We start from the raw sequence: 20,876 nt of genomic DNA, 5'->3' as shown, positions 1-20,876 counted from the left end.
CGACCTCCCCTGCTCCCCCAGGTTCGGACCTCCACTATCCCACCGGTGCGCGGCTCAGAGCTCCCCGGCGCGTTCGTAGAGCTTCCGCACCGGATCGGTGAAGGCGGCGCTGGTGAGGTCCAGCGTGACGAGGTCCTCGTTCATCGAGCCGCGGCTGGTGACGCCGAAGAGGGTGCCCGTGCCGGTGACGGGGTCGAAGTCCCGCAGCCACGGACCGCCGCTGGCGCCGCCGGCGAGGTCGCAGCCGGTCTTCCACACCGAGCTCACCGAGTTGGCTTCGAAGGTGGCGGGCCGGGCGCAGGAGACCAGCGCCTCGCCGCCGGCCAGCTTCGAGACGGGGTACCCGAGGAGGGTTGTGTCCACAGGGGACGGTGGCTGCGCGAAAGAGACGTCCTGCGTGCCCGCGACGTCGGCGACGTGCCGGCCGCCGACCGGGTCCAGGGCCAGCACCGCGTCGTCGTCGGTCCCGCTGGTGGGGCCCGAGTAGGTGGCGGACCAGGCGAAGGCCCGGACCGGGAACACCCCGTGCGGCGCCTTCCCGTGGTCGTAACCGGGCACGAACACGACGTTGACGATCTTGATCGGGTTGTCGAAGCGGTCCAGGCCGCCGTTGACGCAGTGCCCGGCGGTGAGCGCGACGTCCTTGCTGGAGCTGGGAACCACGGTCGCGGTGCAGGACTCGTCGACGCCGGGTTCGGCGGTGAGGAACAGCCTGCCGACCCCCGCGGGCACCGGCCCGGTCCACACGCGGCCGATCTTTTCGGCCGGGGGCAGGGAGTCGTCACCGGCCCACTGCCGCATCCGTTCCGGCGTCCAATGGGCCAGCGCCGCGGCACGGTCGGCCTCGCTCACGCGGGTCACGACCTGGTCGTCACCGGCCGCGGTCGCCGGCGCGGCCGCCACCGCCGCCGCGGCGCCGGCCACCGCCAGCAGGGTGACGGCTCGGGCAAGGGCGCGGCGCGGCTTCGTCAGGTTCGGGCTCATGTCCGGGGGACGCCCGCTCGTCGCCGGGGTTGCCAGCCGGCCGGGTGATCTTGCCGCTATGGCACTGAGTGCCAGAGGTCAGCTCGTCCGGTCGCCGTGCAGCGCCGCGCTGAGCTGGGCGACGACCTCGCGCAGGGGCGTCGCCGTGGTCATCACCGCGACCACGGTGCCCTCCTCGCCGGTCTTTGGCGCCCGGAACGCTTCCACGACCAGCGCGAACGCCTCGGCCGCGGCGGCCGTGATGTCGTCCCGGCCCCCGGCGCGCAGCCAGCGCCGGAGCACGTGGTTGTTGGCGGCGGCGATCGCGGCCGCGGCGACGGCCGCGCGCAGGCTCGCCGCCTCGTCGCCGGCCGCCTCGAAGCGGGCCTGCAGGTAGCGGGCGAGCACGCGCTGGTAGCGGTCGACGGTCGCGACCTCCTTGTCCCGCAATGAAGGAACCGTCCGGGTCAGCGCGAACCGCTTGAGCGACACGTCGAGCTCGGCGGCGTAGGAGCCGAGCACCAGCCCGACCGCGTCGCAGGCCACCTCCACCGGGTCGCGCGCCGGGTCCGCGGCGGCGAACGCCTCCTCCATCTCCGCCACGATCTCGTCGTGGTTGGCGAAGAGCACGTCGTCCTTGGTGTCGAAGTACCGGAAGAAGGTGCGGCGTCCCACCCCGGCGGCCGCCGCGATCTCGTCGACCGTGGTGGCCTCGTAACCGTGGGCGGCGAAGAGGTCCACGGCCGCGGCGGCGAGCTCCCGGCGCAACCGCCGACGACCCGCCGGCGTCGCCCCGGCCCGGGTGGCCGGCACGCGGCGGGGGGTATCGGTCATCCCCGGACGGTAGCAGCCGGGCTTGCTAGCGGCACTCAGTGCCGTTAAGCTGGTTCTCACCCCAGCGGAAGGCGCCGACGATGTCGCTCGACCAGCAGCTCGACCCGGCCGTGAGCCACCCCGTGGACTACGACCGGGTCAACGCCTACTACAGCCGTCTCTTCGGCTGGTCGGTGAAGTGGCGCGGCCCGCGCCCGTTCCTGGCGCTGGAAAACGGGATCGGCGCGGTGACGATGCCGAAGCTGGGCACCGGAGGGCTCCTCGACCGCCTCGCCGCCAACGGCTGCGAGGGCCCGGTCCTGGCCTGGGCGACCCAGCGCGGCCGGCGGGTGGCGCTGCTTGCGGAGATCGACGGGCTCGTGCCCGCCCGCGAGACGCTGCCCCAGGCCGTCGAGGTGCTGGCGTGGGGCGCGCTGCTCCCCCTGCCGACCGGCTCCCAGCGCACGGACGCGGCCACGGAGTGGCTCAAGGCGCCGGATCCCCACCAGCGCTGGCTCCCGAGCCTGGACGCGGTCCTCGCGGCGGCACGGCCCGCTTAGCCGCTCCGGCGGGTCACTTCTGGTCGACGACGCACGCCTGCGGTGACCACCCGCGGACCGTGTTGTCGGCGGAGATCAGGCGGACCCGGCCGTTGCCATCGGACACACCGCACGCCGTGTAGCGGCACCCGAGATCGACACCTTCCGCACAGCGCACCCGATCGCCCTTTTCGACATAGCCGACGACCCGGTAGCTCTTTCAGCCGCTATAGCCGTTGGCGGGGTAGTTCGCGACCAAAAAAGTGCTGCCCGCACAACGCGCCAAGACTCTTGGCACCGCGCCCACCAGCACGGTCGGGTCAGCCATTCGGGGAAAGGTCGAGCCCGTGGGTCGTGCCTTCGTAGACGTGACCACCGGAAAACACCCGGCCGTTGTTGACGAGGGTCTTTCCGAAGCAGACCGACCACGAGTTCGCGGCCACGCCCGACGGGGCGGCACGCCCAGGAGCCGGGAGGGTGGTAGGACGCGGCGGTGTAGAGCTGCGCGTCCACGTCCGCGCGATAGGCGGTGGTCCGGTTGTTGCGCAGGATCACCGCCGACTGGACGGCCAGCCGCAGCAAGCGCAGGTCGTCCGCCGCTACCTGCCCGGGCACGTGCCGCAGCCACGGCCGCAGCAGCGGCGCAGGCTGCAGGCGACCTCTCCGAGCGGCGAGTACCCCAGCCGCGTGGCCCCCAGTGCGTCGACGCTCAGCCCGAACTCGATCACGGATCCGCCCCCTCAGGCCGCGGCCGCCCCCTGCGACCACGGGGAACAGCATGCAGGCGGAGGAGCCCGGAACCAAAGGATTCAGGAACGCTGAATCTCTTCGGCGCCGGGCTCGCCCTGGAGCATCCGGGTGAATCGCCCGTCGGACCGTCAACCGCCCCGGACACCCGGGCGTGAGCCGACCGCGCAAGCCCCGACCTTCCCCGGCTGACCAGGAGTCCCTTTGTCCACGCGAAGAACGTCTTGTCCTCGTCCGGCCCTGGCGGCCGCGACCGCGGCGCTGCTGTTGTGCGGCAGCCTGCTCGCGGTGACCCCGGCCGAGGCCGGTCCCGCCGCGGTGCTCACCCCGACCATGACCGGGCCCCGTCCGTCGGCGACCCGGATCCCGTTCCCGATCTCCGACACGGTGTCCGCGTCGGTCGACGTCGGCACCGGCAACCTGCTGCTCACCACCTCCGACCTGACCCTGCCGGGGATCCGAGGTGACCTTCAGCTGGGCCTGACCTACAACAGCCTGCGGCTCGGCTCGGGCGCCGCGCTGCCGTCCGGATCAGCGGGCGCCGGCTGGGCGATGCGGGTCGGCCAGGACACCAAAGTGGTCCTCAACTCCGACAACTCCGTGCTCTACCTCGCGCCCGAAGGCCGTGAAGGCCTGTTCCAACCCGCCGGTGGGACTGCGTACACCGCGCCGGCCGGGTTCAAGGTCGCCATGGTGAAGACCGCCTCGGGCTGGATGATCACCGACCACGACGCCAACACCGTGTCGACCTTCGACACGACCGGGCAGCTGCTGACGACCAAGGACCGCAACGCCCAGACCTCCGCGTTCACCTACACCTCCGGGAAGCTGTCCCAGGTCACCTCGACCCGTGGCGGCGCGGGCGCCCGGACGGCGAGCCTCACCTGGTCGGGCGCCCTGGCCACGATCGGCCAGACCGGAGACGACGGCACCGTGCGCGGCGTCACCTACACCTACACCGCGGGCAAGCTGACCAAGATCACCGACCCGACGTCGAAGGCCACGCAGTTCGGCTACGACACCACCACCGGTGACCTGACCACGATCACCAACGGAGCAGGCAAGCAGACCGCGATCCAGTACGACGCCTCCCACCGCGTCAAGAAGGTGACCCAGGAGAACCCGGATGGCGGCGCGGCGACCCGGTTCACCTACTACTCCGCAGGCGAGACACTGGTCGCGAGCCCGAACAACACCGAAGCCGTCCCCTCGGCCGGGCCGCAGACCGACTACTTCCTCAACGCCCAGGAGCTGGTGACGTCCGTGGCCGACCCGCTCGGCCGGGGGCGTGCCAAGACCTACACCCCGTTCACCGACATCGCGACCTCGACCAGCGGCACCGGGGGCATCACCACCTTCGGGCACGACCCGGCGGTGAATGCCGGCGAATCACTGACCAGCGTGACCACACCGACCGGGGCGAAGTCGACCGCGACCTACTCGAACACCGGCGCTGCGAAGTATCTGCCGTCCGGGGGCACCGACCGGCAAGGCAACACGAAGCTGTTCACCTACGACGGCGCCGGGAACCAGCTCACCTCGGCCAACACGGCCGCGACCGCTACTTCGAAGGTCGCCTACAACACCGACGGCACCCTCGACACCGCCACCGACCCACGCACCAACGTCACCGACTACACCGCGAACACCGACCACCAGATCACCGACACCACCCCGCCGGCCGGCTCGGGCCTCGCGCCGATCGCGCTCTCCTACGACGGGTTCGGGCGCTTGCACGCGGTCCGCGACGGCCGCGGGCTGCGCACCATCTACGCCTACGACCGCGCCGACCGCGTCAAGACCATCCAGTACTCCGACGGCACCCCCGACGTGGCGTTCACCTACGACGGCGCCGGCAACGTCCTCACCCGCACCGACACCTCGGGTGCGACGACCTTCACCTACGACGCACAGAACCGGCTCGCCTCACGTACTGCGACCTCCGGCGGCGGCACGTTGTCCTATGGCTACGACAAGACCGGGAACCTGACGTCGAAGACCGACACGCGCGGCGCCACCACCTACGGCTACGACGCGGCGAACCAGGTCACCGAGATGACCACCCCGAACGGGCAGAAGACCGCCTTCGCGTACGACGACGACGGCAAGCGCACCGACACCTGGTTCGCGACCGACACGGCACACACCACCTTCGCCGCCCACACGAAAACCGCGTTCGACAAGAGCGGCCGGATTTCGCGGACCTGGACCTCGCGGGCGTCCAACGACGCGACCAAGGCCTACGACACCGGATTCTGCTACTCGCCCCGCGTCGCGGGACAACCGTGCCCGTCAGCGTCGGCCGGCACCGACACCGGTCTGGTCAGATGGTCGACCGACAACCTCAGCGGCGCGGTGTCGCTCTACAACTACGACACCGCCAACCGGCTCACAGCGGTGTCGAACTACGGCGGTCACGACTACGCCTACACCTACGACAAGGCCGGCAACAGGCTGACGGCGAAGGTGGACGGGACCACCGCGCAGACTTTGACCTACAACGCGGGCAACCAGATCTCGAACGCCGGTTACGGCCATGACGCCGCCGGCAACCGGACCGCCGACCCGGCCCAGGGCACCTTCGCCTACAACGCCGCCGGGCAGACCACCACCCACACCGAAGGCTCGGCCTCGAGCACCTACACCTGGGCAGGCGGCGACCAGAACGAGCTCGTCTCGACCACCACCGGGACGGACACGACCGGCTACGTCTATGGACGCAGCGACGTCAACGGTGTCCCGATGCTCCAGTCGTTCACCAAGAACGGCCAAACCAGCTACATCGACACCGACCCCACCGGCGTACCGCTCATCTTCCAGCGGCCTGATGGCACCACTCACTACTACGCGCTGGACAACCGGAGCAGTCCCGTCACCCTGATCGACAGCAGTGGCGCGATAACGGCCTCCTACACCTACGACCCCGCCGGAAAGCAGCTCACGGCCACCGGCGCGGTCTCCGCGGCCAATCCCTTCCGCTACGCCCAGGGGCTGCTGGACGAGACCACGGGCTGGCTCCGGCACGGCGTCCGGTGGCACGACCCGGCCACCGGCAACTGGACCGCTCTCGACCCCGTCAGCCTGGTCCTGGAGCCCGACATGGCGAGCCGGTATGCCTACGTCGGCGGCGATCCCGTCAACCGTCTCGACCCCACCGGCCTGGCGGCCGACACCTCGCGGGCATGCCTCGCCGGCATCGTGGTCGGCGGTGTCGGAGGCGCCCTTTCCGGCGGCGTTCCCGGCGCGATCGTCGGCGCCACCGGCGGATGCATCGGCAACGTCGTGTCGCATTGGATAACGGACGGCTTCGGCGACTGACCCGCAGCCGGTTCGGTTGCCGCCCGAAGGCGAAGCCCTCACGCAGAGGACAGCGTGGGGCTTCGTCTTCGGACCACTGCCTACTTGCAGCGGGAACCGCCGTCCGAGGAGTACCACGAGGGATACGGGGCCACCGTGGCATAGGTGATCTTGAGGCACGCGTTCTCGCTGACAGCCAGCTTGGCGACGTGGTTCGCCACGGCGTAGCTGACCGCACAAGCGGCGCTTCCCGGGAACGGGATGAAGCCGCACGCGGCGCCGGGCAGGGCGCTCGTCGAAATGGTGCGCGTCTGGCTCCTGGTGAAGACGAAGCTGCACCGGAGGAAACCGCATTCGAACTGACCGGCCACCGAGTCCGGTCCCCGCGTCTCGACCGGGCTCGCCGTGGCGCCGGGAGCCGCGACAGCGGTGCCTCCCAGCATCGCGCCACCGATCATCACGCCGGCGCAGAATCGTCGTAGCTGCATGGTTTCCTCCCGAGGTGTGCGGATGTCGATCACTCAGGAGGTTCACACGCATCGCCGAGCCACGGTTTACCGCGCCCGGCCGAATCACCCGATCGAGGACGGGGCCCAGGGCACCACCTCGCCGTCGCGGACCAGCTCGCCGTAGTGCGCCGGTTCGACCGGCCCGGACACGAGGTCCAGTAAGGTCTCCGCGGCTTGGGCGGGACTCGGCGCGTCGCTCACGTCCCACCACAGCGCGGACGTCGGGGTGTTCATCATGCCCGGGCAGACGGCGGCGAGGAGGATGTCCCGCGCGAGGTCGTCGTCGCGCCGGCCGGCGGCGAGGGCGCGCACGGCCGCGACCTGGCCGATCTTGGACGGGATGTTGACGAACCCGGGCCAGTCGCCGCCGCGGGCGCTGCCGTCGGCGACCGCGTCACGCCAGGCGGTCACCTGCTTGTCGACCTCGTCCAAAGAGGACAGTCCGTCGAACCGGTCGTGCAGCGCCGGCGCGAGGTGGTTCAGCGTGCCGTACGAGCTGGCGACGACGAGGAACCGGCCGCCGTCCCGCAGCAGCGGCGCGAACGCCCGCAACAGCCGGGTGGTGCCGAAGTTGTTGACCTCGGCGTAGGCGCCGACGACCGCGCGCGGATCGTCGTCGGGACCGACCCGCATGACGGCGTTGCCGAACACGACGTCGACACCGCCGTGCCGCGCCCCCAGCTGCGCGGCGAACCGGTCGGTTGCGTGGGGGTCGGCGACGTCGAGGACCTCGCCGCGCACCCGGGCACCGCCCGCAGGAAGAGCTTCGACGGACTGCGCGATCCGTCCGGCGTCACGACCGGTCAGGTAGACGGTGTCCTCGGTGGACAGCCGGGCGGCGAGCCCTTCGACGAGGGCGAGCCCCAGGCCCTGGGTGGCGCCGGTGACAAGAGCGACTTTGCCGGTCATGCGATTCCTTTGGCGAGCGGGGTTTCCGACACGGTCCAGAGACGCTCGGCGCCTTCGGGGTCGAGCGAGCCGTCCCAGGCGGCGGTGAACGCCCGACCGACGCCGGACGCGCCGGACGCGGTGCTACGGAATCCGAAGGGGGTCTTGATCAGGTCCATGACTCCACGTTAGGTCCGGTCCGACCATGCCGACAGCGAAAGATCCGCACACCTGGTATGCAGTTATGTCATGGCTTTCACCGATGCGTCGCTGACCTCGCTGCGGGTGTTCCGCGAGGTCGCCGAGCGCGGCACGCTCACCGCCGCGGCCACCGCGCTGGGCTACACCCAGTCCGCGGTCTCGCGGCAGATCGCGTCCCTGGAACGCGCGGCCGGCGCGCCGTTGCTGGAGCGGCGCCACGACGGCGTGCGGCTCACCTCGGCCGGGCGGATCGTGGTGCGCCGCGCCGCCGACGTGCTCGACCAGCTGGACGCGACCGCCCGTGAGCTCGCCGGGCTGCCCGCGGAGGAGGGCACGGTCCGGCTGGGCTGGTTCCCGACCGCCGGCGCCTCGCTGCTGCCGCGGGCCCTGGCCGCGCTCCGGCGCACCCACCCGGCGATCACGGTGCTCAGCCGCGAAGGCGGCACCCCAGCGCTGGTCCGCGCCCTGCGCGCCGGCACCGTCGACCTGGCCCTGCTGGCTTCGGCGCCGCCGTTCCGCCCGCCGGACACCGAGACCCCGGCGTTGGCCCTGCACACGCTGACCGAGCGCAGCCTGCACGTGGCGGTGCCGGCGAACCACCCGCTGGCCCGCCGCGACTTCATCGACGTCGCCGACCTGCGCGGGCAGCGCTGGATAGCGGGTTCGGGCGACGACCGCGTGCTGGGAGTGTGGCCGGGGCTCGACGAACGCCCCGAGATCGCCCACACGGCCCGCGACTGGCTGGCCAAGCTCCACCTGGTCGCGGCCGGCTGCGGCATCACGACGGTGCCGGGCGCGCTCGACCCGGTGGTGCCGCCCGGCGTGCGAGTGCTGCCGGTCCACGGCGGCCCGGGAGAGCAGCGCCGGATCGTGCTCGCCCACCTTCCGCGACCCCTCTCGGACGCGGCTGCGCGTGTTGCCGCCGCGTTGCGCGTCGCGGCGTCGGAGACGGTCGCCCAGGCGCAGTGACTGTCCGGCTAACGGTGCTTGCGCGACATCCACTGCCAAACATGGGTGCCGCCGACGCTCGGGTCGTTGCGGGCCACGTAGATCCACGACCAGTGCCCCGGGAACTGGTGGCCGTTCCGGACGACGTGGTCGTAAAGCGTCAGCTCGGAGCGCGGGATCAGGTCGTGCGCGTGGACGCTGTTGGCCTGGGGGTCCACCGTGTCGTCGTCGCGGGAGGCCACCAGCCACGTCGGGGTCCGGATCGCGGCCAGCTCGGCGTCGGGCACCAGCGGCGGGTCGCCTTCCTCGCGGCCGGCGACGACTCCGCAGATCGGGACCGACGCGGCGAACGTGCCCGGGTAGACCGTGGTCATCTTCAGGCTCATGTACCCGCCGTTGCTGCAGCCGACGACGTACACCCGCGACGGGTCGACCGGCCGCGTGCGGAGGATGTCCCCGACGATTTCCCGGATGAGCGGGGCAAAGCGCGGGCCGTCGTCCATCCAGGCGGCCGTGCACTGCGGCGCGACGACGTAGGCGCCGTCGAAGATCTTTTGCGCTTCCCGGGTCGCGAAACCCAGCGCTCCGCGGTTGGCGCGCAGGGTCGTCTCGTTGTCGTAGTAGTTGTCGGGCAGCGAAGCGCCTTCGCCGCCGCCGTGCAGCCAGACGATCAAGGGGCGCTTGCCATGCCGCTCCGGCGGCGAGTACAGCCGGTATTTCATGCCGGAACGTGAGGCGTGGTAGGTGAAAGCGTCGACTTCGGGGTTGGCCAGGCGGCCTTGCGTGAACCCGGTGAACGAGATCGGCCGGCCGTGGCGCCGGCGGACGGGCGTGTTCTGCGTGATGGTGTAGACCAGGCCGAGCCGGACGTTGCGGCTCTTGCTGTTGATGTAACCGAGGGTTCCGCCGCCGGTTTCGCCTTCGCCGTGCCGCAGCTCGAGCACGATGTGCCCACGGCGGTCGAGCCGCGCGGCCGTCACGGGCCGGTCGAGGTCGTAGCCGATGTCCTGGCCGCCGGTACCGATCGGGCTGGTGGCCTCGGCGTGCACGCCGAACGTGCCGGTGGTGAGGCTCGCGGGGTCGATCGGCCCGACGCGGGACGTGTCGAGCGTGACCGACGTGACCTGCTCACCGCCGTCGAGCGTTTCCGCGTCGAGGGTGAATTCGACGCGGCCGGTTCCGGTGGCGTGGGCCAGGCCGGGCACCGCGAGGCCGACGGTGGCTCCCGCGCCGGCGACCAGCGCGGCGCGACGGCCGAACACCTTGTCCATGCGAACTCCTTCGTCCGTGGATCTCCCCGTCGAACGGTAGTTCTCCGGCCGCGACGATTCGAGGTTCTGTCGGAGGAACTCGGGCCGATTTCCGTGTCTAGTCCCTTTGGCCGATACGAAACTGCTCCGAAACCATTCGCGCGATCGATGTCCGCCCGAGCCCCGATCACCAAGATGGAAAGCGTTCACCGCCCGCAGCCAGGAGAGGTTCGCATGAGGAAGACGTGGTCGATCGTGCTCGCGATCGGCGTGGTGGGGGCCGGAATACTCGCGGGAGTGCCGGCGGGGGCGTCGCCGGGCGGGGTCCGGTGGGGTCCCTGCCCGGCCGACGCCGCGGCGCCCGGCCTGGAGTGCTCGACGATCAAGGTTCCGCTGGACCACGCAGATCCCGGCGGCCGGCAGATCGACGTCGCGATCTCCCGGCTGGCGAGCAAGCACCCGGAGCAGCGGCGCGGCGTGCTCTTGACCAACCCGGGCGGCCCGTCGGCGGGGCTGAAGTTCCCCGCCGAACTGGCGGCGGCGAAGCTGCCGCAAAGCGTGCTGGACAGCTACGACCTGATCGGGTTCGACCCGCGCGGGTTCGGGCACAGCACCCCGGTCACGTGCGACCTGACCCCGGAGCAGCAAGCAGTCGGCAACGTTCCGCCGTACGCGCGTAACGCCGCCGACGTGGCGAAGCGAGCCGAGCAGTCTCAGGCCATCGCCCGTCAGTGTGCGGCTTCGAAGACCGCGTGGATGCTGCCGCACGTCAGCACCGCCGACGTCGCCCGCGACATGGACCGCATCCGCGCCGCATTGGGCCAGCAGAAGATCTCCTTCGCCGGCTACTCGTGGGGCACCTACCTCGGCGCGGTCTACACCACCCTGTTCCCGCAGCGCGGCGACCGGATCGTGCTCGACAGCAACGTGCACCCGACCGGGTGGGACTTCGCGAACGACCGGCTCTACGCCCAGGGCTTCGACGACCGCTTCCCGGACTTCGCGAAGTTCGCCGCCGCACAGGACAGCACCTACCACCTGGGCAGCACACCCTCGCAGGTCACCGCGAAGTACTTCGAGCTGGCCGCCCGGCTCGACAAGGCGCCCGCCCAGGGCATCGACGGCCCGTCGTTCCGCATGGCCACCTACGGTTTCCTCTTCAGCAACGCCGGAATGCCTCTCGTGGCCCAGATCTGGCAGGCGCTCGACACAGACGGGCCGCTCCCCCCGCTGCCCGGCGACGGCACCACCCCCGACGCGGACAACGTGATCTCCGGCCGCTACTACACCATCTGCGCGGACTCACGGTGGCCGAGGTCGGTGGCGACCTACCAGGCCGCGGTCGCGGTCGACCGTATCCGCCACCCGATGTTCGGCGCGGCAGGGGCCAACGTCCAGCCCTGCGCGTTCTGGCCGGAACCCACCGAAGCGCCGGTCCGCATCGGTGACCGGGGCCCATCAAACGTGTTGATGCTGCAGAACCAGCGCGACCCGGCAACACCCCTGGCAGGCGCGGTCCAGCTGCGGCAGGCATTCGGCGACCGAGTCCGAATGGTCACGGTCGACGCGGGAGGCCACGGGGTCTACCCGTACGTGGCCAACGAATGCGCCAACACGGCGGCGACGGCCTACCTGACGACGGGCCGCTTCCCAGACCACGACCTGGCTTGCGCGGCCGAACCCCGGTGAGCACGCCGGAGGCGGGGTGCCGGATGGTCCGGTGCCCCGCCTCCGGCCAGCGCCTCGACCTTCCAGCTTCCGCCGGGCAGGAAGCCGCTGGTGGCGCAGCGAATCACCGAACTCCCACCACCACGCCCCTCGATGAGCAGCTCATCGGCGACCTTCCACCGCCCAGCGCGGGGTTGCCGCCGGCGGCAGGTGCTGCTGGCCCAGCACCCCACCACCGGCCACCGCCCCGAACCCCACCCACCCAGTCATCGCCAGGCAGGAAACCACCGGTGACACACCACATCACCGGACTCCCACCACCACGACCCTCAACCCCACTCTCCAACCGTCCAGCGCGAGCTCCCCGCCGGTGACAGGGTGCCGGTGGTCCCGCTCCCCACCACCGGTCAGAATGATCACCCGAGCCATCGACCCAGGAAGGACGATCACCGACGTGCTCCCGACCACTGCGCCGAAGCCGGTTCGCGGTCTGGTGATCGCCGAGATCGTCGTCCTGGCCGGCCTGAACATCGACCAGCTCCTGCGCCACCTGATCCTGCGGGGACCGGCCCCCGCAGGCGAACTCTGCTACTTCGCGATCGGGGCAGCGCTGGCCGTGCCCGCGCTGCTGCGGCGTCGCTTCCCCGAACGGACCGCCGTGCTGGCCGCATCGGGGATCGCGCTCTCGCTGGCCGGTAGCGCGGTGGGCTTCCTGGTCAGACCGGCCGCCGCGGTTGACGGGGATCCTGAGATCGTGGCCTTGATGCTGCTGGTCGGGGCGGCGTGCCACCGGCTGCCGAGAACGCTCGCCGCCGTGCTCGCGGTGCTCGGGGGGCTCGCGATGGCGTTCGCCCCTCTGCTGCGCTACGGCGACTCGCCCGCGTCGCTGACCGTGTCGGTGCTGTGGGCCCTCTTGTGGGGCTGCAGCGTCATGGTCGGGTTGATCCTGCGTGACGGCGACGCCCGCCGCGAAGCCGCGCTGGCGGCTGCGCGCAACCGCGAGCGGCTCGAGCTGGCCAGGGAGCTGCACGACCTCGTCGCCCACCACATCACCGGGGTCGTGGTCCGCACCCAAGCCGCCGGCGTGATCCTCGCCGACGGCCCCGAGCGCGACCTGATCAAGGAGATCGAGCACGCGGGCACCGAAGCCCTCGGCGCCGTGCGGCGGCTGGTCATCATGCTGCGCAGCCCCGGACACGCCTCGCCGGTCACCGCGAGCGACCTGATCGGCACGATCGAATCCGCGGTCGGCGACGACGAGGGCGTCACCGTGCGGCTCGCGCCGGGCCTGGCGGACCTCACCGTCACGCCGGAAACCGTCTCGACCGTCCACCGGGTGGTGCTCGAATCGCTGACCAACGTCCGCAAGCACGCCTCGGACGCCCGCCATGTCACCGTGGCGGTCGAGCCCGCCGGCCACGGCCGGCACCTGCGGGTCGAAGTGACCAACGACGGTCTCCGCCCGGGCCGCGTGCGCCGCGCGCCCGGCGGGTACGGCCTGATCGGGATGGGCGAGCGGATCGCCGCGCTGGACGGCACGCTGATGGCCGGGGAACACGGGGAGCGCAGCTGGCGCGTTCTCGCCGAACTCCCCTTGCCGAATGGAGCGGCGGCCTCGCCGCCGGAAGAGGAGGGTGCCCGGTGACGCTGCGAGTCCTGCTCGCCGACGACCAGGCGATGGTGCGCACGGGGTTCCGGCTGATCCTGGAGCGCGTCGCCGACATCGAGGTCATCGGCGAAGCGGAGAACGGCCAGCAGGCGGTGGAGCTGGCCCAGGAGCTGCGCCCGGATGTCACCTTGATGGACATCCGCATGCCGGTGGTCGACGGCCTCGCCGCGACCCGCCGGCTGGCGGGCCCGGACGTCGAGGACCCGTTGCGGGTGCTGGTCGTCACCACGTTCGACCTCGACGAGCTGGTCCACGAAGCGCTGTGCGCCGGAGCATGCGGTTTCCTCCTGAAGGACGCCGGGCCCGGGCTGCTGGTCGAAGCGGTGCACGCGGCCGCCAACGGCGAGGCGCTGGTCTCGCCGTCGATCACCACGCGGCTGCTGTCCCACTTCAGCGGGTCTCCGACCCGAAGACGCGCCCGCCGCGCCGACCCCGCGCTGAGCCAGCGCGAGCTCGACGTCACCCAAGCGATCGCGAGAGGCCGGACGAACGCCGAGATCACCGAGGAGCTGACGATCTCGCTCTCGACCGTCAAGACCCACCTCGCCTCGATCCAGCGCAAGATCAGGGCCCGCAACCGCACGGAAATCGCCGTGTGGGCCTGGGAATCCGGCCTGGTGCGCTAGCTGGCCTGATTCGCACGAGGGCACTACGCGAACACCGGGAGCTCGGCGACCACCTCCCTGGTCGCCAGGGCGAAGTTGAACGTGATGAAGTGCAGCCCGGGCGCGCCTTCGGCCAGCAGCCGCTGGGCCAGCAGCCTCGCCTGCTCGATGCCCAGCGCACGGACAGCAGCGGGATCATCCGCGACCGCCTCGAACCGCGCCGCCAGGTGGGCGGGGAACGGTGCGCCGGACAGCTGCTCGGAGCGGGCGATCGTCCGCATGGTCGTGACCGGCATCAACGCCGGGATGATCGGCGTGGCGCACCCCGCCGCCGCGACGCGGTCCCGCAGCCTCAGGTAGTCGTCCGCGTCGAAGAACATCTGCGTGATCGCGTAGTCCGCGCCTGCGCGGCACTTCGCCACGAAGTGCGCGGTGTCCTCCTCCAGTGACACCGACCGCGGGTGCCGCTGCGGGAACGCGGCCACGCCCACGCAGAAGTCGCCGTGCTCGCGCAGCAGCGTCACGAGCTCACTCGCGTACGTCAGGCCTTCCGGATGGCGGACCCACTCGCCGTCGACGTCGCCGGGTGGGTCCCCGCGCAGCGCCAGGACGTTGACCACCCCGGCGTCGGCCAGTGCGCCGACGAACGACCGCAGCTCCCGCACCGAATGGTCCACCGCCGTCAGGTGAACCACCGGGAGCATCGTGGTCTCCGTGGCGATCCGCCGGGCGACGGCGATCGTGTTGTCCCGGGTGGACCCGCCCGCCCCGTAGGTGACGGACACAAAACCCGGCCGCAGCGACTCCAGCTTGCGGACGTTCTGCCAGATCCGCTCCGCGTCATCGGTCGGGCGGGGCGGCATGAACTCCAGTGAGAGCACCGGTTTTCCGGCGGCCAAGCGGTCGCGGACCCGCGCGGGAACCGCGGCGGGCGGGGTGACCGCCCGCCGCGGTGAAGTGCTCGTCACGCCCGTGTCCTCAGCTGTCCGGTGGCCTCGACCAGGTTGGCCAGGGTGGCCCGCACCTCCGGGTACCCACGGGTCTTGAGCCCGCAGTCCGGGTTAACCCACAACCGGTCGGCCGGGAACGCGCCGGCCGCGACGCGCAGGTGCCCGGCGATCTCCTCGACCGACGGGACCCGCGGCGAGTGGATGTCCCAGACGCCCGGGCCGGCCTCGTTCGGGTAGCCGGCGCGGGCGAGGTCGGCGACGATCGCCATGGCCGAGCGGGCCGCCTCCAGGCTGATCACGTCGGCGTCCATGTCGACGATCGCCTGCAGGACGTCGCCGAACTCGGCGTAACACATGTGCGTGTGGATCTGCGTGTCGTCGCGCACCCCCGCGGTCGACAGCCGGAACGACGCGACCGCCCAGTCCAGGTACGCGGCACGGTCGGCGGTGCGCAGCGGCAGGGTCTCCCGCAGCGCGGGCTCGTCGACCTGGATGACCGAGATCCCCGCCGCCTCCAGGTCTACGACCTCGTCGCGCAGGGCGAGGGCGACCTGGCGGGCGGTGTCGCCCTCGGGCTGGTCGTCACGCACGAACGACCAGGCCAGCATGGTGACCGGCCCGGTCAGCATGCCCTTGACCGGCTTCTCGGTCAGGCTCTGCGCGTAGGTGGCCCACTCGACGGTCATCGGCGCCGAGCGGGCCACGTCGCCGGCGATCAGCGGCGGCCGGACGTACCGGGTGCCGTAGGACTGGACCCAGCCGTGCTGGGTGGCCAGGAACCCGGTGAGCTGCTCACCGAAGTACTGCACCATGTCGTTGCGCTCGGGCTCGCCGTGCACCAGCACGTCCAGGCCGATCCGCTCCTGCTCGGCGATCACCGCGCGGACCTCGGCTCGCACCGCCTCGCGGTAGGCGTCCTGGTCGAGCTTGCCCGAGCGCAAGGCCGCGCGGGCCTGGCGCAGCTCGGCGGTCTGCGGGAACGAGCCGATCGTGGTCGTCGGCAGCTCGGGCAGGTGCAGCCGGTCCTGCTGGGCCTGGCGGCGCTTGCCGTACGGGCTCGTGCGGCGCAGGTCGGCGTCGGTGACCGCGGCGACGCGCTCCCGGACAGCCGGAACCTTCACGATCGGCGACGCCGCGCGGGAGGCCAGGCGGTCGGTGTTCGTCTGCAGGGCGTCCTCGATCGCGGAGCGGTCTTCGGTGAGGCCGCGGCGCAGCGTGACGATCTCGGCGAGCTTCTGCCGTGCGAAGGACAACCAGCCGGCGATCTCCGGGTCGAGGCCGGTTTCAAGGGTGACGTCGTAGGGCACGTGCAGCAGCGAGCAAGACGCCGCGACGTCCACCGAACCGGCCAGCCCGAGCAGCGTGCCCAGGGTGCTCAGTGCGGCAGTGAGGTCGGCGGCCCAGATGTTGCGCCCGTTGATCACCCCCGCCACCAGGCGCTTGTCCAGAATCCCGCCGACCGCGGCGAGGCCATCGAGGTTGGCCGCCGCGTTGCCGGTGAAGTCCAGGGCCAGGCCCTCGACCGGCGACGACGCCAGTACCGGCAACGCTTCCCCGAGCCGGTCGAAGTAGGAGGCGACCAGGATCTTCGGGCGCGCGGCCTCCGCGGCCAGCGTCGCGTAGGTGTCGGCGACCTTGGCCAGCACTTCGGCCGGCTGGTCGGCGACAAGCGCGGGCTCGTCGAGCTGGACCCACTCCGCGCCCGCCTCGTGCAGCTGCCGCAGCAGATCGGCGTAGAGCGGGACGACCTGGCCGAGCAGATCCAGGGGCCGGAACCCGTCGGTCGCGGTCGGATCCTTGGCCAGCACCAGGAAGGTGACCGGGCCGACCAGCACCGGCCTGGTCGTGACGCCCTGCTCGAGTGCCTCGGTGAACTCCTCCAGCGGCTTGCTCGCGTCCAGCGTGAATTCGGTGTCCGGGTCGATTTCGGGCACCAGGTAGTGGTAGTTCGTGTCGAACCACTTGGTCATTTCCAGCGGGGGCGCGTCCGCGGTGCCGCGGGCCATGGCGAAGTAGCGGTCCAGGCTGGTCGCCGCCTCGCGGTGCCGCTCGGGGACGGCGCCGAGGAGCACCGAGGTGTCCAGCACGTGGTCGTAGAGCGAGAAGTAGTTGCTCGGGATCTCGTCGATCCCGGCGTCGCGCAGTTCCGTCAGGTTCCGCAGCCGCAGCTCACGGGCAGTGCCGAGCAGAGCGTCGGCGTCGATCCGGCCCTTCCAGTAGGCCTCGATCGCCTTCTTGAGCTCCCGGTCGGCGCCTTGGCGCGGGTAACCGTGCACGGTCGCGCGGCTGGTCGGGGTGGTCGATGTCACGGGGGCTCTCCTTCGCGAGTCCGCGTGGACCTGCGGGAGCGCACGACAAGCCAGACCGTCTCAGGTCCGGCTCGGCATGACCTGCCCGCGAGGTCGCAGCCAGCACCCCACGGTCGTGAGGTGCACAGCGGGCAGGTCTTCGGACTCGCGGGCGTTCCGGCGCGTGCGCCGGGTTCCTACTGGCCGTCGCTTCCCAAGCCGGTCGGGCTCAGTGCTCGTCTCCGCGGAGACTGACGGCGGTCGTTCCCACTCACCGCTGCGGGGCAGTCCCGGATTCGCACCGGGTTCCCTCTTGCCTCGGTCACCGCCACCTTGCTCGCGGAGACCGAACCAGCTGCCCCGCCACTGTAGCGCCTCCGGGAAGGGACGAACCCGGCTCGGAGCGGATCGTCGCGTTCGTCCGGTAGGCCTCGGCCGGGTCCGCGTCGGCCGTCGCCGGTTAGGCCATGTCCTCCGAGCCGAACCAGGTCGTCTTGCCACGGGTCACCCGGAACGGGCACTGCGCGTGCAGCCGGGTTTCGACGCCACCACGGGAAAAGCCGACCTCGGCGATGTTCACCGTCCTGCCGAAGTCCGTCACCCGGGCCGAAACCAGCCGGTTCAGCCCGGCCTTCAGCTCCGTCATCCCCCGGCCACCGCGTCAAGCGTGGCTTGCACGCTTGACGCGCGCTCGGGCAACCCGAGGGCTCGCCACAGCTCGACCGCCAAGCCCAGGTGGTGACGGGCCGCCGGTGCGTCGCCGAGTTCGCTCTCCAGCTCGCCGAGCTGTTGCCAGCACGCCGCTTCGTTGCTGCGGTCGCCGTTCAGCCGGAAGACGTGCGCCGCGCGTTGCAGGGCCGAGTCGGCTCGGGAACGGTCGCCGAGCTCCGCGTAGATTCCGCCGAGGCGTTGGTCGGCGTACGCGCCGCAGCGCTCGTCGCTGATCTCGGTGAAGATCGTCAACGCCTCGGTGAGGTCGTGCAGCGCCGCGGGCGTGTCGCCGATGCCCAGGTGGTAGCGGCTGACCGTGCGGAGGATCACCGCCTGCCGGTGCCGGTCGCCGAGCTGCCGGGCGGTCCGCAGGCCCTGCTCGATCCACTGGCCCGCGTCCTCGGTGCCCTGCTCGAAGCCGATGATGCCGAGCGCGGTGCGGATCTGTGCCTCCGCCTGCCGGTGCCCGGACGCCACCAGGTGGGCCAGCGCTTCCTTGTCGACGGCCAGTGCCGCGTCGAGCTCGCCGAGGACCCGGTGCACGGTTCCGAGGCTCGCCAGCGCGAGTCCTTCACCGCGCCGATCGCCGATGTCCCGGTACAGCTCCCGGCAGCGGCCCAGGTCGTCGCGGGCTTCGTCCATCTCGTCGAGGTAGATGTGCACCTGGCCGAGGCCCTGCAGCAACGCCGCTTCACCGTGGGCGTCACCGCACGCTCGCGTGGCCGCCAGCGCGATCTGGTGACTGCGGTTCCAGTCCTGGTAGAGGCTGCGGTGGTCGTAGTACGGGACGGCGGCGGCCGCGAGCTCCCACGCCAGGCCGGCCAGGCCCCAGTCCGCCGCGAGCTGGATCATCCGCAGCAGCGTCCCGCGCTCGGCATCGAACCAGGCGATGGCCTCGACGACCTTGTAGTCCGGGGACCAGCGCGGCGACGAGCCCGGCGTCGGCTGGAACAGGCTGGGGTAGAACAGATCCCTGGCCTGCTCCGCGAGGGCGAGCCACGCGGCCAGCACCCGTTCGACCGCCGCTCGCCGGTCCTCGACCGGGTAGTGGTCTTCCGCGCCCTTGGCCGCGTACGTGCGCAGGAGGTCGTGCAGCCGGTACCGGGGCTGCCCGGCGTGGTCGGTGGTCACGAGCCGCACGAGGTAGGCGTCGGCCAGCAGCTCCAGGACGTCGTCCGCGTCCGGCCCGCCGAGCAGCGCCCCCACCACCCACGCGGGCAGGGTCTCGGGCCCCAGCAGGCCCAGCAGCCGGAACGCCCGGACGGCCTCGTCGGGCAGCAGGCGCAGGCTCAGGTCGAAGTTGGCCCGCACGTCGAGATCCCCGACGCTCAGCTCGCGCAGGCGCCGGGACTCGTCCTCGAGCCGGTCACGCAGCACCTGCAGGGTCCACGCGCGCCGCCCGGCCAGCTTGGCCCCGGTGATCCGGATGGCCAGCGGTAGGTGCCCGCACAGCTCGACGATCGCCGCCGCCGACTCCGGTTCCCGCTCGACGCGCTCCTCGCCGACGATCTGGACCAGCAGGGCGTGCGCGTCTTCGGCGGACAGGACGTCCAGCTCGACGTGCTGGGCGCCGGTGAGGCCGGCCAGCCGCTGCCGGCTCGTGACCACCACGGCGCACCCGCCCGACGGCGGCAGCAGCGGCCGCACCTGCTGGGCGCCCGCGGCGTCGTCGAGCAGCACCACCATCCGCCGGTCGGCCAGCCGCGACCGGTAGAGGGCGGCTCGTTCGTGCAGGCCGGGTGGCATGACCGCGTCCGTGACGCCGAGCGCGCGCAGCAGTTCGGCCAGCATCATCGCCGGGTCGCGGGGCACCTCGGAGGTGCCGGCGAGGTCGAGGTAGAGCTGGCCGTCGGGGAACGCGTCCCGCGAAAGGTGGAGCGCGCGCACCGCCAGCGCCGACTTCCCGGTGCCCGGCGGGCCCGCGATGACCGCGAGCCGCCGCTGGGCCAGCAGGCCGCGCAGCTCCCCCAGCGGCCCGGCGCGGCCGGTGAAGTCGGGGATGTCGGCCGGCAGCTGGGCGATCGGCCGCCGGTCCGCGGCCGGGGTGACCAGGTCGAGCTCGGGGTCCGCGCGCAGGATCCGGGCGTGGACGCGCTGCAGCCCGTGCCCGGGACTGGCGCCGAGCTCGTCGGCCAGCAGCCGCCGGATCTCCTCGAACACGGCGAGGGCGTCACCCTGGCGGCCGCTGCGGTAGAGCGCGGTCATCAGCAGCTCCCGCACCCGCTCGCGGTACGGGTGCTCGGCGGCGAGCCGGGACAGCTCGGGGATGGCCAGCGCGTGCTCCCCGCGCAGCAGGTCGAGCTCGGCGAGGTCTTCCAGGGCGCCGAAGCGGTACTCGTCCAGCCGGGCGCGTTCGGTGGTCGCCGCGGGGGTGTCGATGCCGCTGAAGGCGGGTCCGCGCCACAGCGCCATCGCTTCGGCGAGGTACTTCCGGGCCGCGGTCAGGTCGCCTTCGCTCTTCGTCTCGCGGGCGAGCGCGAGCCCGGAGGCGAACTGGGCGCTGTCGAGCTGGTCGGAGCCCACGCGCAGCAGGTACCCGGTGCCGACCGTCTGCAGGGAGCCGTCGTCGAGGTCCAGCGAGCGGCGCACGTCCCCGACGTACTTCTGGACGAGGTTGACCGCGCTCCTCGGCGGCGTTCCGCGCCAGGCGCCCTCGATGATCCGGTCGCGGTCGACGCGCTGGTTCGCGTGCAGGAGCAGCACCCCGAGCACCCGAAGCGACTTCTCGGGGCCCACTTCGACCACGTCACCGCCGCGCCAGACCGTCAGCGGGCCGAGCACACCGAACCGAACATCGGGCATGCAAACGCCCTCCTCCCGAGGTCGAGAC

Annotated in this window: 16 protein-coding genes and 1 riboswitch; of the genes, 6 read left to right on the top strand and 10 right to left on the bottom strand. The window is 71.8% G+C overall.

The window, feature by feature from the left end:
* Nucleotides 1–54: 54 nt before the first annotated feature.
* Complete coding sequence (locus ACZ61C_RS46870) at nt 55–984, bottom strand: trypsin-like serine peptidase (protein ID WP_465314477.1); 930 nt, start codon at nt 982–984, stop codon at nt 55–57.
* Nucleotides 985–1,062: 78 nt separating this feature from the next.
* Entirely contained in the window at nt 1,063–1,797 is a 735-nt protein-coding gene (locus tag ACZ61C_RS46865) for a TetR family transcriptional regulator (protein WP_465314476.1), read from the bottom strand.
* Between the two features lie 80 nt (nt 1,798–1,877).
* Between ACZ61C_RS46865 and ACZ61C_RS46860 the strand changes: the two genes are divergently transcribed.
* Nucleotides 1,878–2,336 carry a glycogen operon protein GlgX gene (locus ACZ61C_RS46860; protein WP_465314475.1) on the top strand — a complete coding sequence of 153 codons (459 nt, stop codon included), beginning with the start codon at nt 1,878–1,880 and terminating at the stop codon, nt 2,334–2,336.
* A gap of 930 nt (nt 2,337–3,266) precedes the next feature.
* Nucleotides 3,267–6,380, top strand: a complete 3,114-nt coding sequence (locus ACZ61C_RS46855; RefSeq protein ID WP_465314474.1) for an RHS repeat-associated core domain-containing protein — start codon at nt 3,267–3,269, stop codon at nt 6,378–6,380.
* A gap of 80 nt (nt 6,381–6,460) precedes the next feature.
* Here ACZ61C_RS46855 and ACZ61C_RS46850 read toward each other — a convergent pair whose 3' ends face one another.
* From ACZ61C_RS46850 to ACZ61C_RS46840, 3 genes are read right to left on the bottom strand one after another with little or no spacing between them, the layout of a single operon-like run.
* Nucleotides 6,461–6,880, bottom strand: coding sequence for a hypothetical protein (locus ACZ61C_RS46850; protein WP_465314473.1), 420 nt, complete (start codon nt 6,878–6,880; stop codon nt 6,461–6,463).
* A gap of 51 nt (nt 6,881–6,931) precedes the next feature.
* On the bottom strand, nt 6,932–7,777 hold the full coding sequence (locus ACZ61C_RS46845; RefSeq protein WP_465314472.1) for an SDR family NAD(P)-dependent oxidoreductase: 846 nt from the start codon (nt 7,775–7,777) through the stop codon (nt 6,932–6,934).
* Nucleotides 7,774–7,935: a hypothetical protein gene (locus tag ACZ61C_RS46840; RefSeq protein WP_465314471.1), complete on the bottom strand. Its 162-nt coding sequence runs from the start codon at nt 7,933–7,935 to the stop codon at nt 7,774–7,776. The genes ACZ61C_RS46845 and ACZ61C_RS46840 overlap by 4 nt, the downstream gene beginning before the upstream one ends.
* Before the next feature lie 70 nt (nt 7,936–8,005).
* On the opposite strand from ACZ61C_RS46840, the gene ACZ61C_RS46835 reads away from it, so the two are divergent.
* Nucleotides 8,006–8,926, top strand: coding sequence for a LysR family transcriptional regulator (locus tag ACZ61C_RS46835; protein WP_465314470.1), 921 nt, complete (start codon nt 8,006–8,008; stop codon nt 8,924–8,926).
* Nucleotides 8,927–8,934: 8 nt separating this feature from the next.
* On the opposite strand, the gene ACZ61C_RS46830 is transcribed toward ACZ61C_RS46835, so the two are convergent.
* Entirely contained in the window at nt 8,935–10,176 is a 1,242-nt protein-coding gene (locus ACZ61C_RS46830; RefSeq protein WP_465314469.1) for a prolyl oligopeptidase family serine peptidase, read from the bottom strand.
* A gap of 213 nt (nt 10,177–10,389) precedes the next feature.
* On the opposite strand from ACZ61C_RS46830, the gene ACZ61C_RS46825 reads away from it, so the two are divergent.
* From ACZ61C_RS46825 to ACZ61C_RS46815, 3 genes are all read left to right on the top strand, one after another.
* Nucleotides 10,390–11,844 (top strand): alpha/beta hydrolase, encoded by a 1,455-nt coding sequence (locus ACZ61C_RS46825; protein ID WP_465314468.1) that lies wholly within the window; start codon nt 10,390–10,392, stop codon nt 11,842–11,844.
* Nucleotides 11,845–12,277: 433 nt separating this feature from the next.
* Nucleotides 12,278–13,468, top strand: a complete 1,191-nt coding sequence (locus ACZ61C_RS46820; RefSeq protein ID WP_465314467.1) for a sensor histidine kinase — start codon at nt 12,278–12,280, stop codon at nt 13,466–13,468.
* Nucleotides 13,465–14,118 (top strand): response regulator, encoded by a 654-nt coding sequence (locus ACZ61C_RS46815; RefSeq protein ID WP_465314466.1) that lies wholly within the window; start codon nt 13,465–13,467, stop codon nt 14,116–14,118. The genes ACZ61C_RS46820 and ACZ61C_RS46815 overlap by 4 nt, the downstream gene beginning before the upstream one ends.
* Before the next feature lie 23 nt (nt 14,119–14,141).
* On the opposite strand, the gene metF is transcribed toward ACZ61C_RS46815, so the two are convergent.
* The 4 genes from metF to ACZ61C_RS46795 form a co-directional block, all read right to left on the bottom strand.
* Nucleotides 14,142–15,065 (bottom strand): methylenetetrahydrofolate reductase [NAD(P)H], encoded by a 924-nt coding sequence (gene metF, locus ACZ61C_RS46810; protein WP_465314465.1) that lies wholly within the window; start codon nt 15,063–15,065, stop codon nt 14,142–14,144.
* On the bottom strand, nt 15,062–17,356 hold the full coding sequence (gene metE / locus ACZ61C_RS46805; protein ID WP_465314464.1) for a 5-methyltetrahydropteroyltriglutamate--homocysteine S-methyltransferase: 2,295 nt from the start codon (nt 17,354–17,356) through the stop codon (nt 15,062–15,064). Before metE ends, metF begins: the two co-directional genes overlap by 4 nt.
* Nucleotides 17,357–17,469: 113 nt before the next feature.
* Nucleotides 17,470–17,706, bottom strand: a riboswitch (cobalamin riboswitch).
* A gap of 89 nt (nt 17,707–17,795) precedes the next feature.
* On the bottom strand, nt 17,796–17,981 hold the full coding sequence (locus ACZ61C_RS46800) for a hypothetical protein (protein ID WP_465314463.1): 186 nt from the start codon (nt 17,979–17,981) through the stop codon (nt 17,796–17,798).
* On the bottom strand, nt 17,978–20,848 hold the full coding sequence (locus ACZ61C_RS46795; RefSeq protein WP_465314462.1) for an AfsR/SARP family transcriptional regulator: 2,871 nt from the start codon (nt 20,846–20,848) through the stop codon (nt 17,978–17,980). Before ACZ61C_RS46795 ends, ACZ61C_RS46800 begins: the two co-directional genes overlap by 4 nt.
* Nucleotides 20,849–20,876 lie beyond the last annotated feature (28 nt).

Source organism: Amycolatopsis sp. NPDC104587, from assembly GCF_055583645.1.
The sequence above is the reverse complement of the archived record's forward strand: the minus strand, read 5'-3'. Positions and strand labels throughout refer to the sequence as shown.